Below are 19,541 nucleotides of genomic sequence, written 5' to 3' on the forward strand. Positions count from 1 at the left end.
CGAGGTCCCCTTGCGCATCTGCCTGGTCTCCCGAGAGCTCTCCCCCTTCTTCGGCGGTGGAATCGGCACCTACGCGTCGCTGATGTGTCGCGCCTTCGCGGAGGCGGGCCATGAGATGCATGTGCTCACCGCGCCCCACGCGGGACTGGAGCGCGCTGGAACGCTGCTGCCCGGCGTCCACGTGCACACCGTCGCACAGGACCTGGCTCCCGGCTTCGCGGGAGCCTTCCCCTTCGCTCCGCTCCGGCACTCGATGAAGGTGTACCTGGCCCTGCGCGAACTGCACGAGCGACATGCTTTCGACTTCATCGAGTTCCCCGAGTACGAGGGCGAGGGCTACTTCGCCCTGCGAGCCCGGCGCACGCTGGGCCACTTCGCCTCCGCCGTGCTCGCAGTGAAGCTGCACACGCCCACCTTCGACGTGCAGCAACTCAACCGCGTCACCACGCTGGACATGGATGCGGCGCAGCAGGAGTACCTCGAGGACACGTGCATCCGGGAAGCGGACCTCTTGCTGTCTCCCACGCGCTCGCTGCTCGACAGGGTGAGCGCGCGACTGAAGCTGGAGACCCGGGGTGTCGTGGTCCCCTACCCCTTCACCGCCCACGACTTCCCACGCCTGCCGCCGCGCCCTCCCCTGGGCCGCCAGCGTGTCCTGTATTTCGGACGCCTGGAGTATCGAAAGGGCGTCCACCTCCTCATCGAGGCCATGCAGTCGCTCTTCGAGCGCGGCGTGGACGCCGAGCTCCAGCTCATCGGCGGCGACACCCAGACGGGCCCCTTCGGGCGCTCGGTGCGCACCTGGCTGGAGCGCCGCGTGGCGCCCGCCTGGAAGGACCGCATCCGCTTCGAGCCCCCACGCTCGCGTCCGGAAGTCGCCGCGGCGCTGGCGGAGGCCACCGTGTGCTGCTTCCCTTCTCTCTGGGAGAACTTCCCCAACGTCTGTCTCGAGGCCATGGCCTCCGGCGCGCTCGTCGTCGGCAGCGACGCAGGCGGCATGGCCGAGCTCATCGAGGACAGTCGCAGCGGCTTGCTCTTCCGCTCGGGTGATGTGGCTCACCTGGCGGCCACGTTGGAGAAGGCGCTCACCACGCCCGCGCTGAGGGAGACCGCACACCGTGAGGCCCCGCTGCGCATCGCCGAGGTCTGCGCTCCCGCGAGCGTCGTGCGTCAGGTGGAAGCAGCAGTGGAGGGCGCGGCGCACGCGCGCAACCGCGTCCTCCCGAAGCTCGCACAGGACAAGTCCGACACGCCTCGCGTATCCATCCTCGTGCCCTACTACAACATGGGGCGCTACCTGCCAGAGACGCTGCGCGCCATCCGCGCGCAGACCTTCACCGACTACGAGATCGTCCTCGTGGATGATGGCTCCACGGACGAGGAGAGCATCGAGTTGCTCGACCGGGTCCAGGCGCCGGACCTGCGCATCATCCGCAAGCAGAATGGCGGCCTGAGCTCTGCTCGCAACGCGGGCCTGAAGGTGGCCCGAGGGCACTACGTCCTCCCGTTGGATCCCGACGACCTCATCGCGCCGACCTTCCTGGAGAAGGCCGTCACGGTGATGGAGGCAACCTCCGGGCTCGGCTACGTCACCTCGCTGGTGACCTACTTCGTCGATGACGCCACGCAGGTGACGGGCGGATGGGCTCCCTGGGGCATGGAGCGTGACGCGCTCTGGGTCGCCAACGTGGCATCCACCTGCACGGCGCTGATGAGGCGTCGCGACGTCGAGGACGTCGGCGGGTACGACGAGTGGCTCACGGGCTACGAGGACTGGGACGTCTTCTGCTCGCTCGCGGAGCGAGGGCTGGGTGGCTCCGTCATCCCGGAGCCCCTGTTCCAGTACCGGCTGCGGCCCGACTCGATGACGCGCACGTCCCTCGTCGGAGATCGTTACCGACTGATGGCCTACCTGTACCAGAAGCACCCGAGTCTCGCGCTCCACCCCGAGCGCTCGCTGCGCATCCTCCAAGGCGAAGCCCACAAGCAGGAGGCGCTGCTGCATGCCCGGCTCGCGGACGCCGCGCCACGCCCCTTGCTGGACAAGGTGGTCGACCGCGTCAATGGAACGCTCAAGCGGTTCGACGTCGTCCACCATGCGCTGCGCGGCGTGGCGACGCGGGTGGTGGGAACCGAGGACACCTCGCGGCCGCTCCGCCAGCAGCTCGTGGACCGGCTGCGGGGTAACAAGCCGCGGCGCTGAACCTCCGCGAGCCCCTGGACTCCCGGGCGGACACGAGCTCGCGTCCGCACCGGGCCGTCTGGCCCCCGCCGCCCGTCAGCGACGGGTGAGGCCCCACTGGCGGGTGGTGTGCACCACCTGCTTCATCCGGGGATGCACGGCGGGCATCCGCTTGAGCGTGCGGTTGACCAGGTCCACCAGGGCATAGCGCATGGGGCGCTCCTCCTCGCCTTCGGGGGTCAGGCCACTGGCGGCGAGCTTGAGCAGGCGGTGTACCACCGGGGCTCGCTTGAGCGCGCTGTTGAGCGTGTCCACCACCCCGTAGCGCAGCGGAGGCTCTCCCACGGCCACCCCGGTACTGGCCACGTCCGTGGAGTGGGCGGTATCCGCCATCTCCGCGAGCAGCAGGAAGGCGCTCAACTGCGAGCCCGCGGGCAGCGGGCGCGGGAGCCCCTGGTGGAGCTGGAACAAGAGCTCCAGGTGCCGGCGCCGGTTGACGCCGGAGATCATCGACCCCTTGCGCCGCCGGTAGTGGAAGTGGAGCGCGTTGGTGACCAGGAAGCGGCTCCCCGAGTGCGCCAGCCGCAGGTACAGGTCCCAATCCTCGTAGCTCGTCAGCGCTTCGTTGTAACGCATGCGCTCGAACAACGAGCGGCGCATCAGCGACGTGGCGCATGCCAAGCGATTGGCAACCATTCCCAGGGACGGACAATCCCCGATGAAGAGCGCGTAGTCGATGAAGCGACGCCGGGCCCGCGCCTCGTCGGAGTCGAAGTAACCCGTCGACGGCACCACGACATCGAACTCCAGGTGCCGCTCCAAGGCCTCTACCGCCATGCGGATGAACGTCGGGCTGATGCAGTCATCCGCATCCAGCGGGAGGATGTAGTCCCCCGTCGCGGCGCCCAGGCCGATGTTGCGCGAGGCGGGGAGCCCCCGGTTGACGGGATTGCGGATGAGCTTCACACCGCTCTCACCGGAGCGGATGGACTCCTCGATGTGATTCAGGACCTCATGGTCGAAGGCCCCCGTGGAGGCATCATCCACGATGATGACCTCAATCTCCGGGTAGCTGCTGTCCGCGACGCTCGCGAGCGTCTCTGGCAGGAAGCGCCCGAGGTTGTGATTCGTGATGAGCACGCTGACCCGCGGCAGCCGCGCGCCCTCGAGCCGCTGGAGCGCTCGTGGTGGGGGAGCTGGCTTCTCCCAGTAAGGCACGTCCGCCGTCCACTCCACGGGGCGCAGCGGTCCCGAGCGCCACGCGCGCTCGATGGCCGCGACGAGCCCCTCCACCGAGCCATCGAAGGTGTGGCAGTTGACGCCATCGACAAAGGGGCTGCCCGGCGCGAAGGCCACGCACCCGGCGTTGAGCACCAGCGTCGCGCCGGCGGCGGAGGCCTCGTACGCGGTGAGATTGAGCGACTCGTAGTCGGAGGGGATGACGACAATGCCCTCGCGCATCATCGCGTCACGGTCCTTGGCCGGCCCGGTGAAGATGAAGCGCTCCCGAAGGCTCTGCGGAATCAACGACTGGATCCACGTGAGGAACGCCGTGTTCGCGACATGGCAGGCCAACACCGCCTTCCCCTGGTACTCGGGGCAGTGACGCATGAACGCCGCCGCGCCTCGAACGAAGAGGTCCGCGCGCTTGAAGTTCTGGACCTTGGTGACGAACAGGAGGTCCGGCTCCCGCTCCCCTCGCACCGGCACGAAGTCCTGCTTCGGCGCCACCGGCGGGAACTCTTGGACGACCTTGTCCAGCCAGCTCTCCGCAAAGCCGTAGTAGGCGCGGTTGAGTTCCGCGACTCCCGGGATGTGGGCCACGACGAGGTCCGCATCCAGCAGCGCCTTGCGCTCCAGTTCGTGGACGCCGAGGTGCTCCTTGGTTGGCAACTGACGTTCGAATGGCGCGAGCATCCCGGACGTCGAATGCAACCGCACCACCATCCGCGCGCCCTGCAGACCACAGCCCAGGAGCTTCTCCTGGATGGAGCAGAAGGCCCAGCCGCGGTAGTCCGGGAACTCGATATCGTCGAAGAGGAGGCCGCGCGCCTCCAGCTGACGCAGCTCGAGCATCAGCTCCATGGATTGGGCGTGGCAGAAGGTGTCGGTGAAGGCGCCCACCGGAGGATAGACGCCGCCCTCGTCGAAGGTCGCCTCCCACTCCGGCCGGGGCGCGCAGCGGTGGGCCTTCACCTTGCCCTGGAAGTAGCGCTCCACGTCGGGCGGCGCCATCGAAGCACTCGAAGGGAGCAAAAGGTGCAGCTCCACGTCCGCGGCGCGCTGGAGCGAGGCCTCGACGAGATTGTGGACGACACGACCAATGCCGCCCGCGGTGAACGGATGGAGTTCGTCGGTGACCAGACAGACGCGACGCGGCCTCATGACTGAACGAACGCCTCCAGGACCCTGACGGCCTCGAGCGTCACGGTCCGCTCGTAGTCCGCCATCATCCCCACCAGTTCCTCGGGCGCTCGCTCACGCATCGACACGAGCTGTTCGAGGGCGGCCGCGACGACCTCCACCGAGTCCACACCGGCAATCTGGGTGAGCCGCTGATAGGGATGCGAGTCCAGCGCCCCCATGCTCAGCGCGCCATGGATGCAGGGAATGCGCAGCGCGAGCGCCTCGAGCCCCGTCATGGGCTGACACTCCGACAGAGAGGCGTTCATGATGATGTCGCAGCGGCGAACCAGGTCGAACATCTCGGCGCGCGAAGGACGCGCGACGTGGTGGACGCGACGTGGCCCCTGGAGCGACTCCGGCATCACGTAGGACGCCGTGACGTAGATGTCGTCGATGCGCGTGGAGGCCTGGCAGGCGAAGAGGTTGGTGTAGAAGTTCTTGCGCCAGTCGTTGGGCGTGGGGATGAGCGCGGCGCGCGTCATGCGGCGCGTCGGGGCGGTGCGCTCGGCGTCCGTCAGCCTCGGGGGCAGGTTGATGACTGTCTGGGGAAAGACGTCCGGCGACAGCAGGTGCATGCCTGGCTTGACGGTGGCCACCGCATCGAAGACGCCGCTTCGCTTGAGGTCGACCAATTGCGAGAAGTAGTCGAGTTCCTGCGTGAAGTGGAACTGCGCCGACGAGCCATGCCACAGCGCCAGGATGCGCACTGACGAGCCGAGCGTCCGGCGCAGCAGCACCGCGAAGTCGCGGGCATTGGGTGAGAACGCGTGCAGGATGACGGTGTCACAGCCACTGCGCTCGACCAGCTCGAGCGAGGCACGCAACTCCCGCTCATCCAGCGTGCGCTCACAGGTGATGGCCAGCTTCTGCCCCGGCATGTAGCCAGCAGCGGCGCGGATGCCGTGCCACTCCTGATGGAAGACATGCATCAGCTTCCCGAACCGGGGCATGACTGCGGACCAGCGCGTGTCGAGCGGTGCGTTGAGGATGAAGCCCGGATGAGAGGTGGGCGGAACATAGGCCGTGGGCGCGTCCGGGAACGCGACCCGCGAGGCCCGCAGGCGCGCCAGGTCATCGGACAGCGCCTGGAGCCGCTGGCGACGCGCGAAGCGCTCGGTCTGCACCGCCAGCCGCTCGGTGAGTTCCTCCACCTTCGCGTCGGCGCTCGTGGCCGCGGCCCCCGACAGGGACTTGCTGGCCCGCTCCGCCCACGCCAGGAACTGGGGCATGGCACGCTCGCGCAGCGCCTCCAGCGTCACTGGCCGCGACTCGTCCCGCGGCGACTCCGGCCCCGTGAGCTGGAAGTAGCGGCGGCCCTCGCCGCCGTGACGCTTGAGCACGTAGACGTCCTGGCCGTCCACCAGGCCGGGCCCGTGGTGCAGGTCCCACCCCTGCGGCAGCGCGTCCGCGAAGGCGTGGAGCCAACCGCCCGGGTGCTGCGAGGCGTCCCACACGCTCGTGGGCACCAGCGGGTTCTCCACCAGCACCAGCACGCCATCCGGCGACAGCAGCCGCCCCAGGCGTTCCAGCAGGCTGGAGATGCGGTCCCCCGGCGTGTGCAGCAGCGTGGCGACACTGAAGACCACGTCGAAGCGGCGCTCGCCCACCGCGGTGAGCGGATCCTCGCCGAAGAAGATGCGATCCTTCGCCAGGTTCGGCGCCTCGCGACGCAGCGGCTCCGTCATGGACTCGGAGGCGTCATACCCATGGTACTGGACGTGCGAGAGACGGGTGACATAGGCGGCGTGACGACCAAAACCACAGCCGAGCTCCAACACGGACAGTGAGCGGTCCAGGCGCTTCTGCTCGGCGCGGATGAGCGTGCTCAGCACCCGCTCCTGCTGACCGTAAATCCTGGCGCCCTGCGCGTCGGCGTTCCCCGCCTCCCACTGCGCGCGGCCGGCGGCCGGCGTCCACAATGGAAGCCCCTTGCTCATTTGCGTCGAGTCCCCGCTGGGGCGCTCGCTCTTGATGTCTTTGTACATAGGCCGTTGAGAATTGACGCCGCCTACATGGACCGAGGGTCCGTTTCCAGCGAAGTTCGGTAAGTCCTGCAACCATTCCCATGACTGGCGGCGCTCAGGCAAGGGACGTGCTGGCAGTGAAGGGTAAAAGCCACGAGGTGCGCCCAGTCGCACGGGCACCTGTCTTATCCGACGCATCCGACGCCCGCCTGGCCCACATCCGAGCGAGCGGGCCGGGCGAGTGCCTCACTTGACGGCGGCGCGAGCGCTCCCGACGTCTGGCGTCAGCAGGTATTCAAGCAGCAGGTCCACCTGTTCCTCCCAGCTCGTGCGGCGCACACGCTCCGCCGCGCGCGCACCGATTCGCGCGCGCAGCGAGGCATCCGTCACGGCCGCGCGCAGCCGCGCGAGCACGCAGCTCGCCGTCGGCGCGGACAGCAGACAGTTCTCCCCGTCCTCCAGCAACCAGTGGTTCGCGGGATTGTCATTGGTCACCACCGTCACGCCACACGCCATCATCTCCAGGGGCAGGTAGGACGGGTGACGGGTGAACATGAAGCACAGACCCACGTCGCATTCCCGGTAGAGCGCCGCCGTGCGCTCCGCGGGCAACACGCCCAGGTTCGTCACCAGCCCGCGGACGCCGTAGGACTCCGGATGCCACTCGGCGCCCGCCGTGACGATGTCCACCGCCGGGCCCAGCTCCCGCTTGAGCCGCGCCAGCGCCGCCAGGCCCAGCTCGAAGCCGTTGCGCTCGTTGCCGGGCCGTCCGTAGAAGAACACCCGCACCGGGCCCTTGCGCGCCGGACGCCGGTCATGGAAGAGCGCCGAGTCCACGGCGGGCTCGAAGGCGAAGCCGTCCATGCCATGCAGCGCCTTCACCGTGTCGCGCAGGCCCGGCGTGTTGAAGATTCCCTGGAGCCCCAGCTGATAGGTCTGCTCCGCGAGCGCGGACTGGGTGCCGGCCGCGAAGAACATCGGCTCGTAGTCCTGCACGAAGTACGCGCGCACCGCCGCGCGCGGGTGGCGCAGCACCTGGTACGCGGACGTCCAGTACGTGGCGATGGCCAGGTCGCACTCGGGCAGCTCCGACAGCGCGGACGCCCCCGCCAGCACGCGGAAGGCCCCCGCCGCGCCGGGGAACACGGTGGCCGCCCTGGCCTCGAAGTCCCCGGGGCTCGCGCCCGGCTTGTCGTAGACGACGAAGTCGCTCTGCACGCCGTGACGCCGCTGCATCAGGTCCGCGAAGCGGAACAGCGTGTGGATGCCCGCGTAGACGTGGCCGAACGCGGGGATGAACCAGGTGGCCGTGCGCACCTTCCCCCGCGCGCGCAGGGCCGAGAGGGCCGCTCCCGCCGACTCGCGGGACGCCGCCGCCTGCTCGGGCGTGAAGTCCAGCTCGCCCAGGTGCTCCACCAGGTGGCGCTGCGCCCGCGCCCGCGCCTCCATGGCCGGGTCCTGCGCGCTGGGCACGTCGTGCGTCAGCGTGCGCAGGGCCAGCGTCTCGCCCGTCTCCGGGTGACGTCGGAGCGAGCAGTCCGTGCCCAGCAGCGAGAGGTTCGGGTTGTAGAACGGGTCTCCGCGCTCCCCCAGCCAGGGCCGGTAGGACACGTAGGACCACCAGTAGTCGGACTCCGGCACGGCGTCCGCGCGGCGACTGGCGGACTCGTGGTGGATGAGGCGCGCGTGCGGCGTGTACACCACGCGCAGGCCGCGCTGGTTGAGCCGCAGGCCGATGTCCACGTCGCTGCCGCAGACCTGGAAGCGCTCGTCGAAGCCGCCCAGGCCCTCGAAGACGTCGCGCCGGAAGATGACGCACGCGCTGGTGACGGACAGCCAGTTGCGCGTCCACTCGGTGTGGCCGAACGGCGTGGAGATGGGGCCGTCCGGCAGCCGCCAGAACGGGTGGCCCGCCATGCCGGTGATTCCCACCACCGCGCCCGCGTGCTGCACCGTGCCCTCGGGGAAGAGCAGCTTGCAGCCCACCGCGCCCACCTCGGGCCGCTGCGCCTGCGACACCAGCTCCGTCAGCCAGCCCGGGTCCACCACCTCCATGTCGTTGTTGAGGAAGAGCAGCAGCTCGCCCGTGGCCTGCTTCGCCGCCCAGTTGTTGATGGCCGGGTAGTTGAAGGGGAAGTCCCAGGTGAGCTTCACCAGCCGGGGGTCCGTCAGCCGCTCCAGGAGCGCGAAGGTCTCCGGCTTCGTGCTGTTGTTGGAGACCAGCAGCACCTCGAAGTGCGGATACGTCGTGCGCGAGAGCAGCCCCGGTACCAGCAGCTCCAGCAAGTCCGGCCGGTCCTTGAACGGGACGATGATGGACACCTTCGGCGTGCCCTTCACCGGATAGCGAACCCGGTACTGCGTGGGCGCGGGGCTGGACACCTCGGCCGCCTCGCCCTTGCGCGCCAGGTGCTCGCGCAGCGCGCGCTCGCCCGCGTCCGTCGCCTTCGAAAGCCCCGCCGCCTGGCTGGAGAACGACGCCGGGTTGGCGCGCCAGTGGTACAAGAGCTGGGGCACATGGCCGATGCCGCGCGCCGCCTCGCTCAGCCGCAGCATCAGGTCGAAGTCCTGCGAGCCGTCGAAGCCCTCGCGCACGCCCCCCACCGCCTCGATCAACCGCCGCCGCGCGAAGAGGAAGTGGCAGACGTAGTTCACCGAGCGCAGCAGGTCCGGAGACCAGTCCGGCTTGAAGAACGGCGCCGTGCGCCGGCCCTCGGAGTCCAGCCGGTCCTCGTCGCTGTAGAGGACCTCGAGCGAGGGCTCCGCTTCCGCCGCGAGCACCATCCGCGCCAGCGCGTGCGGCGCCAGCGTGTCGTCGTGGTCCAGGAAGCCCACCCAGTCGCCCGTCGCCACCGCCAGGCCCGCGTTCGTCGCCCGAGCAATGCCGCCGTTTTGCTCCAACGTCACCACGCGGATGCGCGCGTCCCCCGCCGCCGCCTCGCGCAGCATCCCCGCCACGTGCGGCGCGGTGCTGGCGTCGTCGACGAGCACCCACTCCCACTCCGTGTAGAGCTGCGCCCGCACGCTGTCCGCGCACTCGCGGAAGAAGGACTCGGGCGTGTTGTAGACGGGCGTGACGAGCGTCACCCGGGGCCGCGAGGACAGCGTCCCGAGCGCCTCGCGCGCAGCCTCCAGGTCCGCCGGCTCCCGGCCCGCGCACCAGCCCTCGTAGTCACCCAGCTCCGGGGGACGGGGCGCGGGGGTGCGCGTGCCCAGCACGCCCGCCAGCGCCAGCACCGCCTGCTCGTTGAAGCGCGTCTGCCGACGCAACAGCTCCGTCCACAAGGGCGCCCCCGCGCGCAGCGGGCGCGGCAGGGCCTCGGGCCGCAGCGGGTCATTGTGCTCGACGAGCCCCGCCACCCACCGGGCGCCCGTGGCCTCGTCGGGCGGCGTGGGGCTGGCCGCCGCGACGACGGCCTCCACCATGGCCGCGTTCCAGGCCGACTGTCCCTTGAGCAGCCCCTCCAGCACGGGCCCCGCCGCGGACAGGTACGAGCGCTTGGCGGCCTCCACCACCGAGCCCAGCGCGCCGCCCCGGTGGGAGCGCGCCACCCGCCAGCGCGTCGGGTCCGCCTTGGGCGCCAGCTGTGCGCGAGCCCAGGCCGACACGTCCTCGCGCAGGCCCAGCGCGCGGTGCACCGTGAGGTACTCCAGCACGCGCACCACGGCCTTGTTGAAGTCGGCCTGAGGACGCAGTGACTCGACGTGGAACGGGTGCAGTCCCTCGATGAAGGCGCGCTTGGTCGCCGTCACCACGCGGCCCAGCGTGGCGCGGTGCGAGTCCGGCACCGCGAACTCGTGCGGCACCGCCAGCCGCGAGGCCTCCTGCAGCGGGGACAGCGCGTGCGCCCCCTCCGGCCGGGCCCGGTAGAGCTGCTGGGTGAGCAGCCGCAGCGCGCCCTCCAGCGCCGTCACGTCCTCGCAGGCCCCGGGCAGACACGGGCGGCGCGCCTCCAGCAGCGAGCGCACCACGGCCACCATCCGCGCCAGCTCCCCGGCGCCCGGCGCCGCGTCGGGCGCCTGTGAATCACCGGCGAGCTTCTCCAGCACTGTCTTCACCGCCGTACCGCCTCTCTCGTTCGCGTGCCGGCCGCACGGATACGCCCCCTGACGACTCCCGCCAACCCGAATGACTCAGGGACGGCCGCCACCCGCGAGCGCGGGGGGGAGCTGCACCGCGACGGGCTCCACCACCCAGTGGTGGGCCGGACGGAACACCCCGCGCTCCGCCACCGAGGAGCTCACCTCGAAGGTGCAGCGCTCGCGGGACACCCCTTGCGCCGTGCGTGCCGACACCACACACACGTACGTGCCCGCCAAGAGGCCCAGCCGCTCCAGCACGAAGCGCATCCGCCCCGAGGACGGCAGCTCCTTCGGCAGCGGCACCGACTCCACGCGCGTGCTCGTCTCGTAGAGCGCCCGGCCCTCCGGGGACTGGAGCGACACCTCGAACTCCAGGTCCGCGCACGGCCCCTGGACGGAGAAGTCCACGCAGACCTCCACCGCCACCTCCGGGGACAGCCGCGCCACCTCCGCGCCGCCCGGCGACGTCAGCCGCAGGCCGGACAGGCGCACGGGGCCGTCCTCGACGGGCACGTTGACCTGGGGCAGCGCGCCGCCGTCCTCGGTCAGCGCCGGCGGCGTGAAGGTGGCGGACTGTGCCTCCGCCAGGGCGATGGCCTGCTTGTACTCGGCCACGACGTCCAAGGGGCGGCCCACGCGGCGGATGTAGCCACCGTCGATCCACGCGACCTCGTCACACCACTTCTCCACCGTGCCCAGGTCGTGCGTCACCAGGACGATGGTCTTCCCGCGCTTCTTGAACTCCGTCATCTTCGCGAGGCTCTTCTTGCTGAAGTGCTCGTCGCCCACCGCGAGAATCTCGTCGACGATGAGGATGTCCGGGTCCACGTGCGTGGCCACCGCGAACGCCAGGCGCATGTACATGCCGCTGGAGTACGTGCGCACCGGCTCGTCGATGAACTCGCCCAGCTCGCTGAAGGCGATGATGTCATCCATCCGCTCGCGCACCTCCGTGCGCGACATGCCGAGGATGATGCCGTTGATGAGGATGTTCTCCCGGCCGGAGAAGTCCGGGTGGAAGCCCGCGCCCAGGTCCAGGAGCGCGGAGATGCGGCCGTTGATCTCCATCACCCCCGAGGTGGGCGTGTAGATGCCGGTGATGAGCTTGAGCAGCGTGCTCTTGCCGGAGCCGTTGCGGCCGATGATGGCCACCGTCTTGCCGCGGGGGATGCGCAGGTTGATGCCGCGCAGGGCGGTGATGAGCCCCCCCTCCTTCGGCTTGTTCTTGCCGCGCAACCAGCGCAGCAGCTCGGACTTGAAGGTCGTGTACTCACCCCGGATGGTCCTCTTCCGGAAGCTCTTCACGACATCGCGCAGCACTATGGCGTCGAGGGGTTCCTGCATGGCGACGGCTCAGATGGATTCCGCGAAGTCCTCGCGGCGGGATTCGAAGAGGACGGACGCGCCCCACAGCAGCACCACCGACACGACGGCCAGCGCGGCCAGCGGGCCCGCGTCCGGCAGGCGGTGCTCGTAGAAGATGGCCTGGTACGACAGCATCAAGCTGGCCATGGGGTTGGCCATCAGGATGGTCGTGCGCAGGCTCTCGTCGTGGATGGTGCTCGCCTGGTACAGCACCGGCGTGAGGAAGAACCACATGGTCAGCACGTTGCCGACGATGTGCTGCAGGTCCCGGAACGACACGTTGATGGCCGCGACGATGTACGTGAGCGCCAGCGTGAAGATGAGCTGGATGAGCACCACCAGCGGGAACGCGATGACGTGCCAGGTGGGGTACTGCCCGTAGATGAGCCCCAGGGTCAGCATCAGCGGGAGCGACAGCACGTAGTTGCTCAGGTTCGTCATCACCACCGTGGTCGGCAGCACCTGGGCCGGGAAGCGCACCTTCGTCATCAGGTCGCGCCGGTCACTGATGGCGCTGGCGCCCGCCGTCAGCGACGAGGTGAACCAGATCCACGGCAGCAGCCCCACGAACATGAAGTACGGGTAGTTGGGGATGTTCTGCCGCATCACCATGGTGAAGAGCAGCGCGTACACCAACATGTGCAGCGTGGGATTCAGGAACGTCCAGAGGAAGCCCAGGAACGAGCCGCGGTAGCGGGCCTTGAGCTCACGCTGGACGAGGCTGAGGAGCAGGCCTCGGTATTGGTACAGTTCTCGGACGAGGCGAATCATGAGGGGGCCCTTCATATAGCAGGGCCCGAGTGCGTGCGAGGCAAGCCATACACCCCGCACGATTCCCTCGTGCCCTCTCGCGAAGGGTCGTCTCCCCTCCGTCCAGCCGGCCCTGACGCACGCTCGGCCGTCCCACCCCGCGGGGCCGCCACGCATGCGATGCGAGTCATTGCGTGAGAAAACAAAAAGGCTCCCGGGTTTCCCTGGGAGCCTTCGTTCTGGAGCGGGAAAAGGGATTTGAACCCTCGACCCTCGCCTTGGCAAGGCGATGCTCTACCGCTGAGCTATTCCCGCATCATGGACCGCGACGACATCTCAACCTTCCGGCGCCCGCACCCTTCTCAGGTGAAAACAAAAGGCCCCCTGGTTTCCCAAGGGGCCTTCTTTTGGAGCGGGAAAAGGGATTTGAACCCTCGACCCTCGCCTTGGCAAGGCGATGCTCTACCGCTGAGCTATTCCCGCATCAGGCACCGCTTCAGCCGCGTCGCGTCAGCGCCGCGCCCGAAGTGAGGTGGGGTATACAGAGGCCTCCCAACGGCGTCAAACACTTTTCGCGATCGGCGCCTCGTCTCCCCGCTTCGCGAGCATGGCGAGGAAGGCCCGGAAGTAGACGACCGCGCTCCAGACGGAGAACGCGCCGGACAGGTAGACGAGCACCTTGCCCACGAGGTTGTAGTCCACGGGCGTGCTGAACGAGCCGAGCGTCAGCGGGTGCACGTAGTGGACGCACAGGGAGATGATGCCCACGAGCTGGAGGGAGGTCTTCCACTTCCCCTCCTGGCCGGCGGCGATGACCATGCCCTCGCTGGCCGCGATGGTGCGCAGGCCGCTGACGATGAGCTCGCGGGCGAGCAGGACGATGACGACCCACGCCGCGATGCGTCCGAGCCGCACCATCATCACCAGGGCCGCCATGGCGATGAGCTTGTCGGCCAGGGGGTCCATGAACTTGCCGACCACGGTGATGAGGTTCCACTTGCGCGCCAGGTAGCCGTCGATGACGTCGGTGATGGCGGCGACGGCGAAGACGAGCCCCGCGAACAGGGAGCTGAGCGGGTCCCCGTCGTACATGAGCCAGACGAACGGGGGGATGAGGAAGATGCGCCCCAGCGTCAGCATGTTGGGCAGGTTCCAGAACTCCTGAACCAGCACGCTCGGCTTGCGCTCGGCGCGCCGGCGCGCCCGCTCCTCCCGCTTGCGCTGTTTGCGAATCGCTCGGTCGGTGGCCATGGCGCGCCTTCTAGCGGACCCCAAGGGCGATGAGGGCAAAACCTTCGCCCCCCAGTTCCACCGCCGTGCGCAGCGACTCGCCGGAGGCGGACTTGAGCAGCGGCACCACGCGAGGCGTCAGGTTGCCCTGCCACCCGACCAGGTGTGTCAGCGGCACCGTCACCGGCGCATCCAGGCGCACCGCCACCGAGCGCAGGGGCCCGGGCAGGCTCAGCAGCACCTGCCCCTGACCGCGCAGGTGGACCAGGTCCAGGTCCGGCGCGATGTCGGAGGGCACCCGGCCATTCTCGAACATCACCGGCTCCTCGAAGGCGAAGACGTTCTCGTCCCGGAAGTAGGCGGAGTCCTCGCCCAGGTCCACCGCCAGGAACGTGCGGCGCTCGGAGGGCTCCAGGTGGAGCACGCCCCGGCCCCGGGCGCGCACCATGCGCGAGGCGCCCTCACCGAAGGGCTTGTCCGTCGCCCGGCCCCGGAAGCGCTTCATCTCCGGCTGGAACGCGAGCTGCCCCTCGAGGGCCACCAGGCCGTCCAGCCGGGTGAGCAGCTCCGTCTCCACGGCGATGCGGAAGCGGCCCTCGCCGAGGGCGAAGGGACCACTCCCCCGCTCCGATTCGAGGGCCAGCGAGGGCGCCAGCACCGACAGGAGCGGCGCGGAGGAGGTCGCCTCACGCGTCGGAGCGGGCCGCGCGGCGACCTTGGTGAGCTGCAGCCGGGACAGCGGCACCGAGGAGGTCGCGGCGGAGGTCTCGTCCGAGGTGGGGCCCGTGCCCGCCGTGGCGGAGGAACCCGACGCGAAGGACGTGCTCGAGCCCGTCTGGAGGGACGCGCCCGCCGAGGCCGACGCCCCGTGGATGGGCGGCGAACCCACCGCGGCACCCTGGCTCGCCACGTTCGACGCGCCCGAAGCGGTGACGGCTCCGACCGAGGCGGACGCGACCAAAGAACCGACCGCGCCAGTCGCACCCGGCACACCACCCGCCGAGGACGCTCCCAGCGAGCTACCGACCCCGGACGGGCCTGAACTCCCCGGTGAGCCACCCGCTGCGAACGCTCCCGAGGCGCCACCCGCTCCGGACGCTCCCGAGGAGGAGAGCGCGCCACCGGCCACCGAGGTTCCCGGCGCGCCAGTCGCTCCGGACGACCCCGACGCGGAGAGCGCCCCCCCCGACGTGCCGACAGGGCCAGCGGTCGTGAACGGACTCCCCGCCTCCTCGGGGGACTGCGACGCGGAGGACTCCGACTCACCACCACCGAGCGCGCTCGGCCCCTCGTCCTCGGCGAAGCGGATCTCCTCTTCCTCGGGCTCCGGGGACCGAGCCCGCACGGGGGCAGGACTCTCCACCCGCGCCGCGGGCGGCGGCACGGGCGCGGGCGTGGCGCGGGCGAAGTTCTCCCCGGCGATGGCGCGGGACATCTTCTCCGCCATCGCGTCGCTGCCCGCGAGCAGGAAGTGCTCACGCGCGCGGCCGTACTCTCCCATCTGCGCGAGCGCCAGGCCCAGGTAGTTCTGCGCCTTCTGGTGCTCGGGCGACAGGTCCGTGGCCGTCTCGAACTCGCGCACCGCGCGCTGCAGCGCGTTCGTCTTCAGGTACACCAGGCCCAGGTTGACCCGCAGCGTCGGGTCCACCGGGTTGTCGCGCACGAGCATCTCGTAGAGCTCGGCCGCCCTGTCGAACATGCCGAGCTTGAAGAAGCACAGCCCGAGCAGGTTCTGCGCCTTCTCGTTGCGAGGCTGGAGCTGGTGGGCACGCTCCAGGAAGCTCCTGGCCTCGATGACCTTGTTGGCCGCCAGCAGCTCTCCACCACGCTGGAGCTGTTGGAGGAACTCGTCGTCAGCGGGGCTCGTCTCCGGCCGCCCCTTCACGCGCGTCGTCATTCTGGGATGTGAGCTCGCGGGGTCCGCTCTCGGCGGGTCGCTCGCGCTCCTTGTAGTGGTAGTAGAGCTGGAGCACCTTGCGCACGTACCCCTGCGTCTCTTCGTACGGGGGCACCTTGCCGCCGTAGCGCTTCACCGCGTCCGGGCCCGCGTTGTACGCGGCAATCATCTTCACCATGTCGCCGTCGAACATGTTGGCGAGCACGCGCAGATAGCGCACCCCGCCCTCGATGTTGTCGCGCTCGTCGAAGATGTCCTTCACGTACATGTCCGACGCCGTGGCCGGCATCAACTGCATCAGTCCGCTCGCGCCCTTGTGGCTCAGCGCGTTCTTATTGAAGTTGCTCTCCGCGTGCATGATGGCGCGCACGAGCGCCGTCGGGATGCGGTAGCGCACCGCCGCCGCCGCGATGTGCGGGTCCAGGTCCGGCGGCGTGCGGGAGCGCCCCACCACCGGCCGGCTCTTCGCCGGCGCCTGGGTGAACGCCCCCTTCATCTTCTTCGCGCCCTTGGAGCCCGTCGGCGGCACGTTCGTGTAGACGATGGTCCCGTCCTTCTCCACGTACCGGTAGATGGACTCGGACGCGCCCGCCCAGGACGGGAGGCCCAGCACGGCACAGAGCATGAGCGCGGGAATGGCTCGCATATCGGCCCTCGAACCTTAGACACACGCCGGAAAGTCCTCAAGAAAACGCCTTGTTTCCAGCACTTACAGTCGTTAAGGCTGTTGGCCATGCCCCATCGGTTCGACTTTCTCGTCCTGGGAGGCGGCGTGGCGGGCCTCTCCTTCGCCCTCCAGGCGGCCCGGCATGGCACCGTGGCGGTGCTGACCAAGCGCGAGCGAGGCGAGAGCAACACGGCCTACGCCCAGGGTGGCATCGCCAGCGTGCTGGCCCCCACCGACTCCTTCGACGCCCACATCGAGGACACCCTCGTCGCGGGCGCGGGCCTGTGCCACCGGGACGCGGTGGAGGTCACCGTGCGCGAGGGCCCCGAGCGCGTGCGGGAGCTCGTCACGCTGGGCGCGGAGTTCAACCGGCAGACCTCCGGCGAGTTCGACCTGACGCGCGAGGGCGGCCACTCCGCGCGGCGCATCATCCACTCGGGTGACATCACCGGGCGCGAGGTGCAGCGCGCGCTGCTCGCCAGGTGCGACGAGACGCCCAACATCACCTTCTTCGCCAACACGGCCGCCATCGACCTCATCCTGGACCGGCGCCAGCCCAGGCCCGGCGGCAGCCGCTGCCTGGGCGCGTACGCGCTCCTGGAGAACGGCGGCATCGAGCGGTTCCTCGCGAAGGTGACGGTGCTGGCCACCGGCGGCGCGGGCAAGGTGTACCTGTACACGTCCAACCCGGACGTGGCCACGGGGGACGGCGTCGCCATGGCGTACCGCGCGGGCGCGCAGGTGGCCAACATGGAGTTCTACCAGTTCCACCCCACCTGCCTCTTCCACCCGGAGGCCAAGAGCTTCCTCATCAGCGAGGCCCTGCGCGGCGAGGGCGGCAAGCTGCGACTCAAGGGCGGGCAGACGTTCATGGAGCGCTACCACCCGCTGGGCGCGCTCGCCCCGCGCGACGTGGTGGCGCGCGCCATCGACGCGGAGATGAAGCGCACCGGCGACGAGTGCGTCTACCTGGACATGACGCACATGGGCCGGGCGTTCCTCACCGAGCGCTTCCCCAACATCTACGCCACCTGCAAGGCGTTCAACATCGACATGGCCGTGCAGCCCATCCCCGTCGTCCCCGCGGCCCACTACCAGTGCGGCGGCGTGGTGACGGACCTGCACGGGCGCACGTCGGTGCCGGGCCTGTACGCCATCGGCGAGGTGTCCTGCACGGGACTGCACGGCGCCAACCGGCTCGCGTCCAACTCGCTGCTGGAGGGGCTCGTGTTCGGTCAGCGCGCCGTGAAGGTCGCGGCGGAGGAGCTGGCGTCGCTGCCCACCCCGCGCGAGGACCCGCCGGAGTGGGACCCGGGCAGCGCGGTGGAGTCCGACGAGAGCGTCGTCGTCAGCCACAACTGGGACGAGATCCGCCGGCTCATGTGGAACTACGTGGGCATCGTCCGGACGGACAAGCGGCTGATGCGCGCGCGACGCCGGCTGGAGCTGTTGCGCGAGGAGATTCGTGATTACTACTGGCGCTTCGAGGTGACCCGGGACGTCATCGAGCTGCGCAACATCGCCGATGTGGCCCTGCTCATCGTCGACTGCGCCAGCCGTCGCAAGGAGAGTCGGGGACTGCACTTCACCCTCGACTATCCGCATCCCGATGACCACCACTGGCTGCGAGACACCACCCTTTCCCGGGAGCTGTGAGGGACATGTCCTCCGGACCGCGACACATCCTCGACGCGCCAGGTGGCGGGACTGAGCCTCGCGGCGGAGGCCATCCGTTCGGCACGCCTCCCCCGCCCCAGGCCCCGCAGCCGCGCCCGTGGGTCTGCTACGCCATCATCGGGCTGTGCGTGGCGGTCTTCCTCCTGGAGGAAGCCGGACAGCTGCCGTCCTTCACCGCGCGGCAGCTCCCGCTGGGCGCGCTGTACGGCCCCGCGGTGCAGGAGGGCCAGTACTGGCGGCTGCTCGCGTGCGCGCTGGAGCACGGCGGCATCCTCCACCTCGTCTTCAACATGTCCGTCGTCGTGACGCTGGGCTTCACGCTGGAGCGCGGCATCGGCTCGCTGCGCTTCCTCGGCCTGTCGCTCGTCACGGCACTGGGCTCGTCCGTGTTCTCGCTGCTGTTCAACTTCAACACGCCCATGGTGGGCGCGTCCGGGATGATTCTGGGCTGGGCGGGCGCCATGCTGCCCATCGCCACGCGGCAGGGGCGCCGGGAGCTGGGCATCTGGCTGGTGCAGGTGGCGGTGCTCAGCCTGTTGCCCTTCGTGAGCTGGTCGGGCCACCTGGGCGGCTTCCTCTTCGGCCTGCCGTGCGGCATCGCCCTCCGGCAGGGCCGGCAGGTGTACGCGCTCGCGCTGCCCATCATCCTGTTCCTCTCGGCCCTGGTGGCGCTCTACGCGGCGCACCCCGAGCGGCGCGGAGCCTTCTGACATGTCCGTGCGCAGCGTCTGCGTCTTCTGCGGCTCCAGGCCGGGCACCCGCCCCGAGTACACCGAGGCCGCGCGCGAGCTGGGCACGGAGCTGGGCCGCCGGGGGATGACGCTCGTCTACGGCGGCGCGAGCGTGGGCCTCATGGGCACCGTCGCCGCCGCCACGCTCGCCGCGGGCGGCCAGGTGGTGGGCGTGCTGCCCCACTTCATGGGCGCGCGGGAGATTGCCCACCTGGGCCTCACCGAGCTCATCCGCGTGGACTCCATGCACGAGCGCAAGGCCCTCATGGCCACGCGCGCGGACGCCTTCGTCGCCCTGCCCGGCGGCTTCGGCACCCTGGACGAGCTCTTCGAAATCGTGACGTGGGCGCAGCTGGGCCTGCACCAGAAGCCCATGGGCCTGCTCGACACGCGCGGCTTCTTCCAGCCGCTGGTGGCGCTGTCCAGGCACCTGGCCACCGAGGGCTTCGTCCCCGAATCCCAGGCCCTGCCCTTCGCGGTGGAGGCCTCACCGGCCGGGCTGCTGGAGCGGCTGCAGGCCGGCCCCACGCTCACCGTCACCGAGAAGTGGCTCAAGCGCCCCGAGCAGACCTGATGAGGCGCGAGCTGT

General features: G+C 69.8%; 12 protein-coding genes and 2 tRNA genes. 4 read left to right on the plus strand and 10 right to left on the minus strand.

What is annotated here, in order from left to right:
* Positions 1–10: 10 nt before the first annotated feature.
* Positions 11–2,203, plus strand: coding sequence for a glycosyltransferase (locus tag K8625_RS37260; RefSeq protein WP_223785382.1), 2,193 nt, complete (start codon positions 11–13; stop codon positions 2,201–2,203).
* A 75-nt stretch (positions 2,204–2,278) separates the two neighbouring features.
* On the opposite strand, the gene K8625_RS37265 is transcribed toward K8625_RS37260, so the two are convergent.
* The 10 genes from K8625_RS37265 to K8625_RS37310 all read right to left on the minus strand — a co-directional run bounded on the left by K8625_RS37265 (position 2,279) and on the right by K8625_RS37310 (position 16,523).
* Positions 2,279–4,567, minus strand: coding sequence for a glycosyltransferase (locus K8625_RS37265; RefSeq protein WP_223752196.1), 2,289 nt, complete (start codon positions 4,565–4,567; stop codon positions 2,279–2,281).
* Positions 4,564–6,525 carry a class I SAM-dependent methyltransferase gene (locus tag K8625_RS37270; protein WP_223785383.1) on the minus strand — a complete coding sequence of 654 codons (1,962 nt, stop codon included), beginning with the start codon at positions 6,523–6,525 and terminating at the stop codon, positions 4,564–4,566. The genes K8625_RS37265 and K8625_RS37270 overlap by 4 nt, the downstream gene beginning before the upstream one ends.
* A gap of 273 nt (positions 6,526–6,798) precedes the next feature.
* On the minus strand, positions 6,799–10,611 hold the full coding sequence (locus K8625_RS37275; RefSeq protein WP_370642020.1) for a glycosyltransferase: 3,813 nt from the start codon (positions 10,609–10,611) through the stop codon (positions 6,799–6,801).
* 75 nt (positions 10,612–10,686) lie between these two features.
* A complete protein-coding gene (locus K8625_RS37280; protein ID WP_223785384.1) occupies positions 10,687–11,979 on the minus strand; it encodes an ABC transporter ATP-binding protein in 1,293 nt (430 codons plus the stop codon).
* A gap of 9 nt (positions 11,980–11,988) precedes the next feature.
* Complete coding sequence (locus K8625_RS37285; RefSeq protein WP_223785385.1) at positions 11,989–12,771, minus strand: ABC transporter permease; 783 nt, start codon at positions 12,769–12,771, stop codon at positions 11,989–11,991.
* A 219-nt stretch (positions 12,772–12,990) separates the two neighbouring features.
* A tRNA-Gly gene (locus K8625_RS37290) sits at positions 12,991–13,065 on the minus strand.
* A 93-nt stretch (positions 13,066–13,158) separates the two neighbouring features.
* Positions 13,159–13,233, minus strand: a tRNA-Gly gene (locus K8625_RS37295).
* Between the two features lie 78 nt (positions 13,234–13,311).
* Complete coding sequence (gene pgsA, locus K8625_RS37300) at positions 13,312–14,001, minus strand: CDP-diacylglycerol--glycerol-3-phosphate 3-phosphatidyltransferase (protein WP_141324607.1); 690 nt, start codon at positions 13,999–14,001, stop codon at positions 13,312–13,314.
* A gap of 10 nt (positions 14,002–14,011) precedes the next feature.
* A complete protein-coding gene (locus tag K8625_RS37305; RefSeq protein WP_223785386.1) occupies positions 14,012–15,877 on the minus strand; it encodes a tetratricopeptide repeat protein in 1,866 nt (621 codons plus the stop codon).
* Entirely contained in the window at positions 15,834–16,523 is a 690-nt protein-coding gene (locus K8625_RS37310) for a lytic transglycosylase domain-containing protein (protein WP_223751659.1), read from the minus strand. Before K8625_RS37310 ends, K8625_RS37305 begins: the two co-directional genes overlap by 44 nt.
* Positions 16,524–16,610: 87 nt before the next feature.
* Between K8625_RS37310 and nadB the strand changes: the two genes are divergently transcribed.
* The 3 genes from nadB to K8625_RS37325 are packed head-to-tail and all read left to right on the plus strand — an operon-like array spanning position 16,611 to position 19,526.
* Complete coding sequence (nadB, locus tag K8625_RS37315; protein WP_223785387.1) at positions 16,611–18,200, plus strand: L-aspartate oxidase; 1,590 nt, start codon at positions 16,611–16,613, stop codon at positions 18,198–18,200.
* 5 nt (positions 18,201–18,205) lie between these two features.
* On the plus strand, positions 18,206–18,931 hold the full coding sequence (locus tag K8625_RS37320) for a rhomboid family intramembrane serine protease (protein WP_223785388.1): 726 nt from the start codon (positions 18,206–18,208) through the stop codon (positions 18,929–18,931).
* A gap of 1 nt (position 18,932) precedes the next feature.
* Positions 18,933–19,526 carry a TIGR00730 family Rossman fold protein gene (locus K8625_RS37325; RefSeq protein WP_223785389.1) on the plus strand — a complete coding sequence of 198 codons (594 nt, stop codon included), beginning with the start codon at positions 18,933–18,935 and terminating at the stop codon, positions 19,524–19,526.
* Positions 19,527–19,541 lie beyond the last annotated feature (15 nt).

Source organism: Myxococcus sp. AS-1-15, from assembly GCF_020037055.1.
Taxonomy (GTDB): domain Bacteria; phylum Myxococcota; class Myxococcia; order Myxococcales; family Myxococcaceae; genus Myxococcus; species Myxococcus fulvus.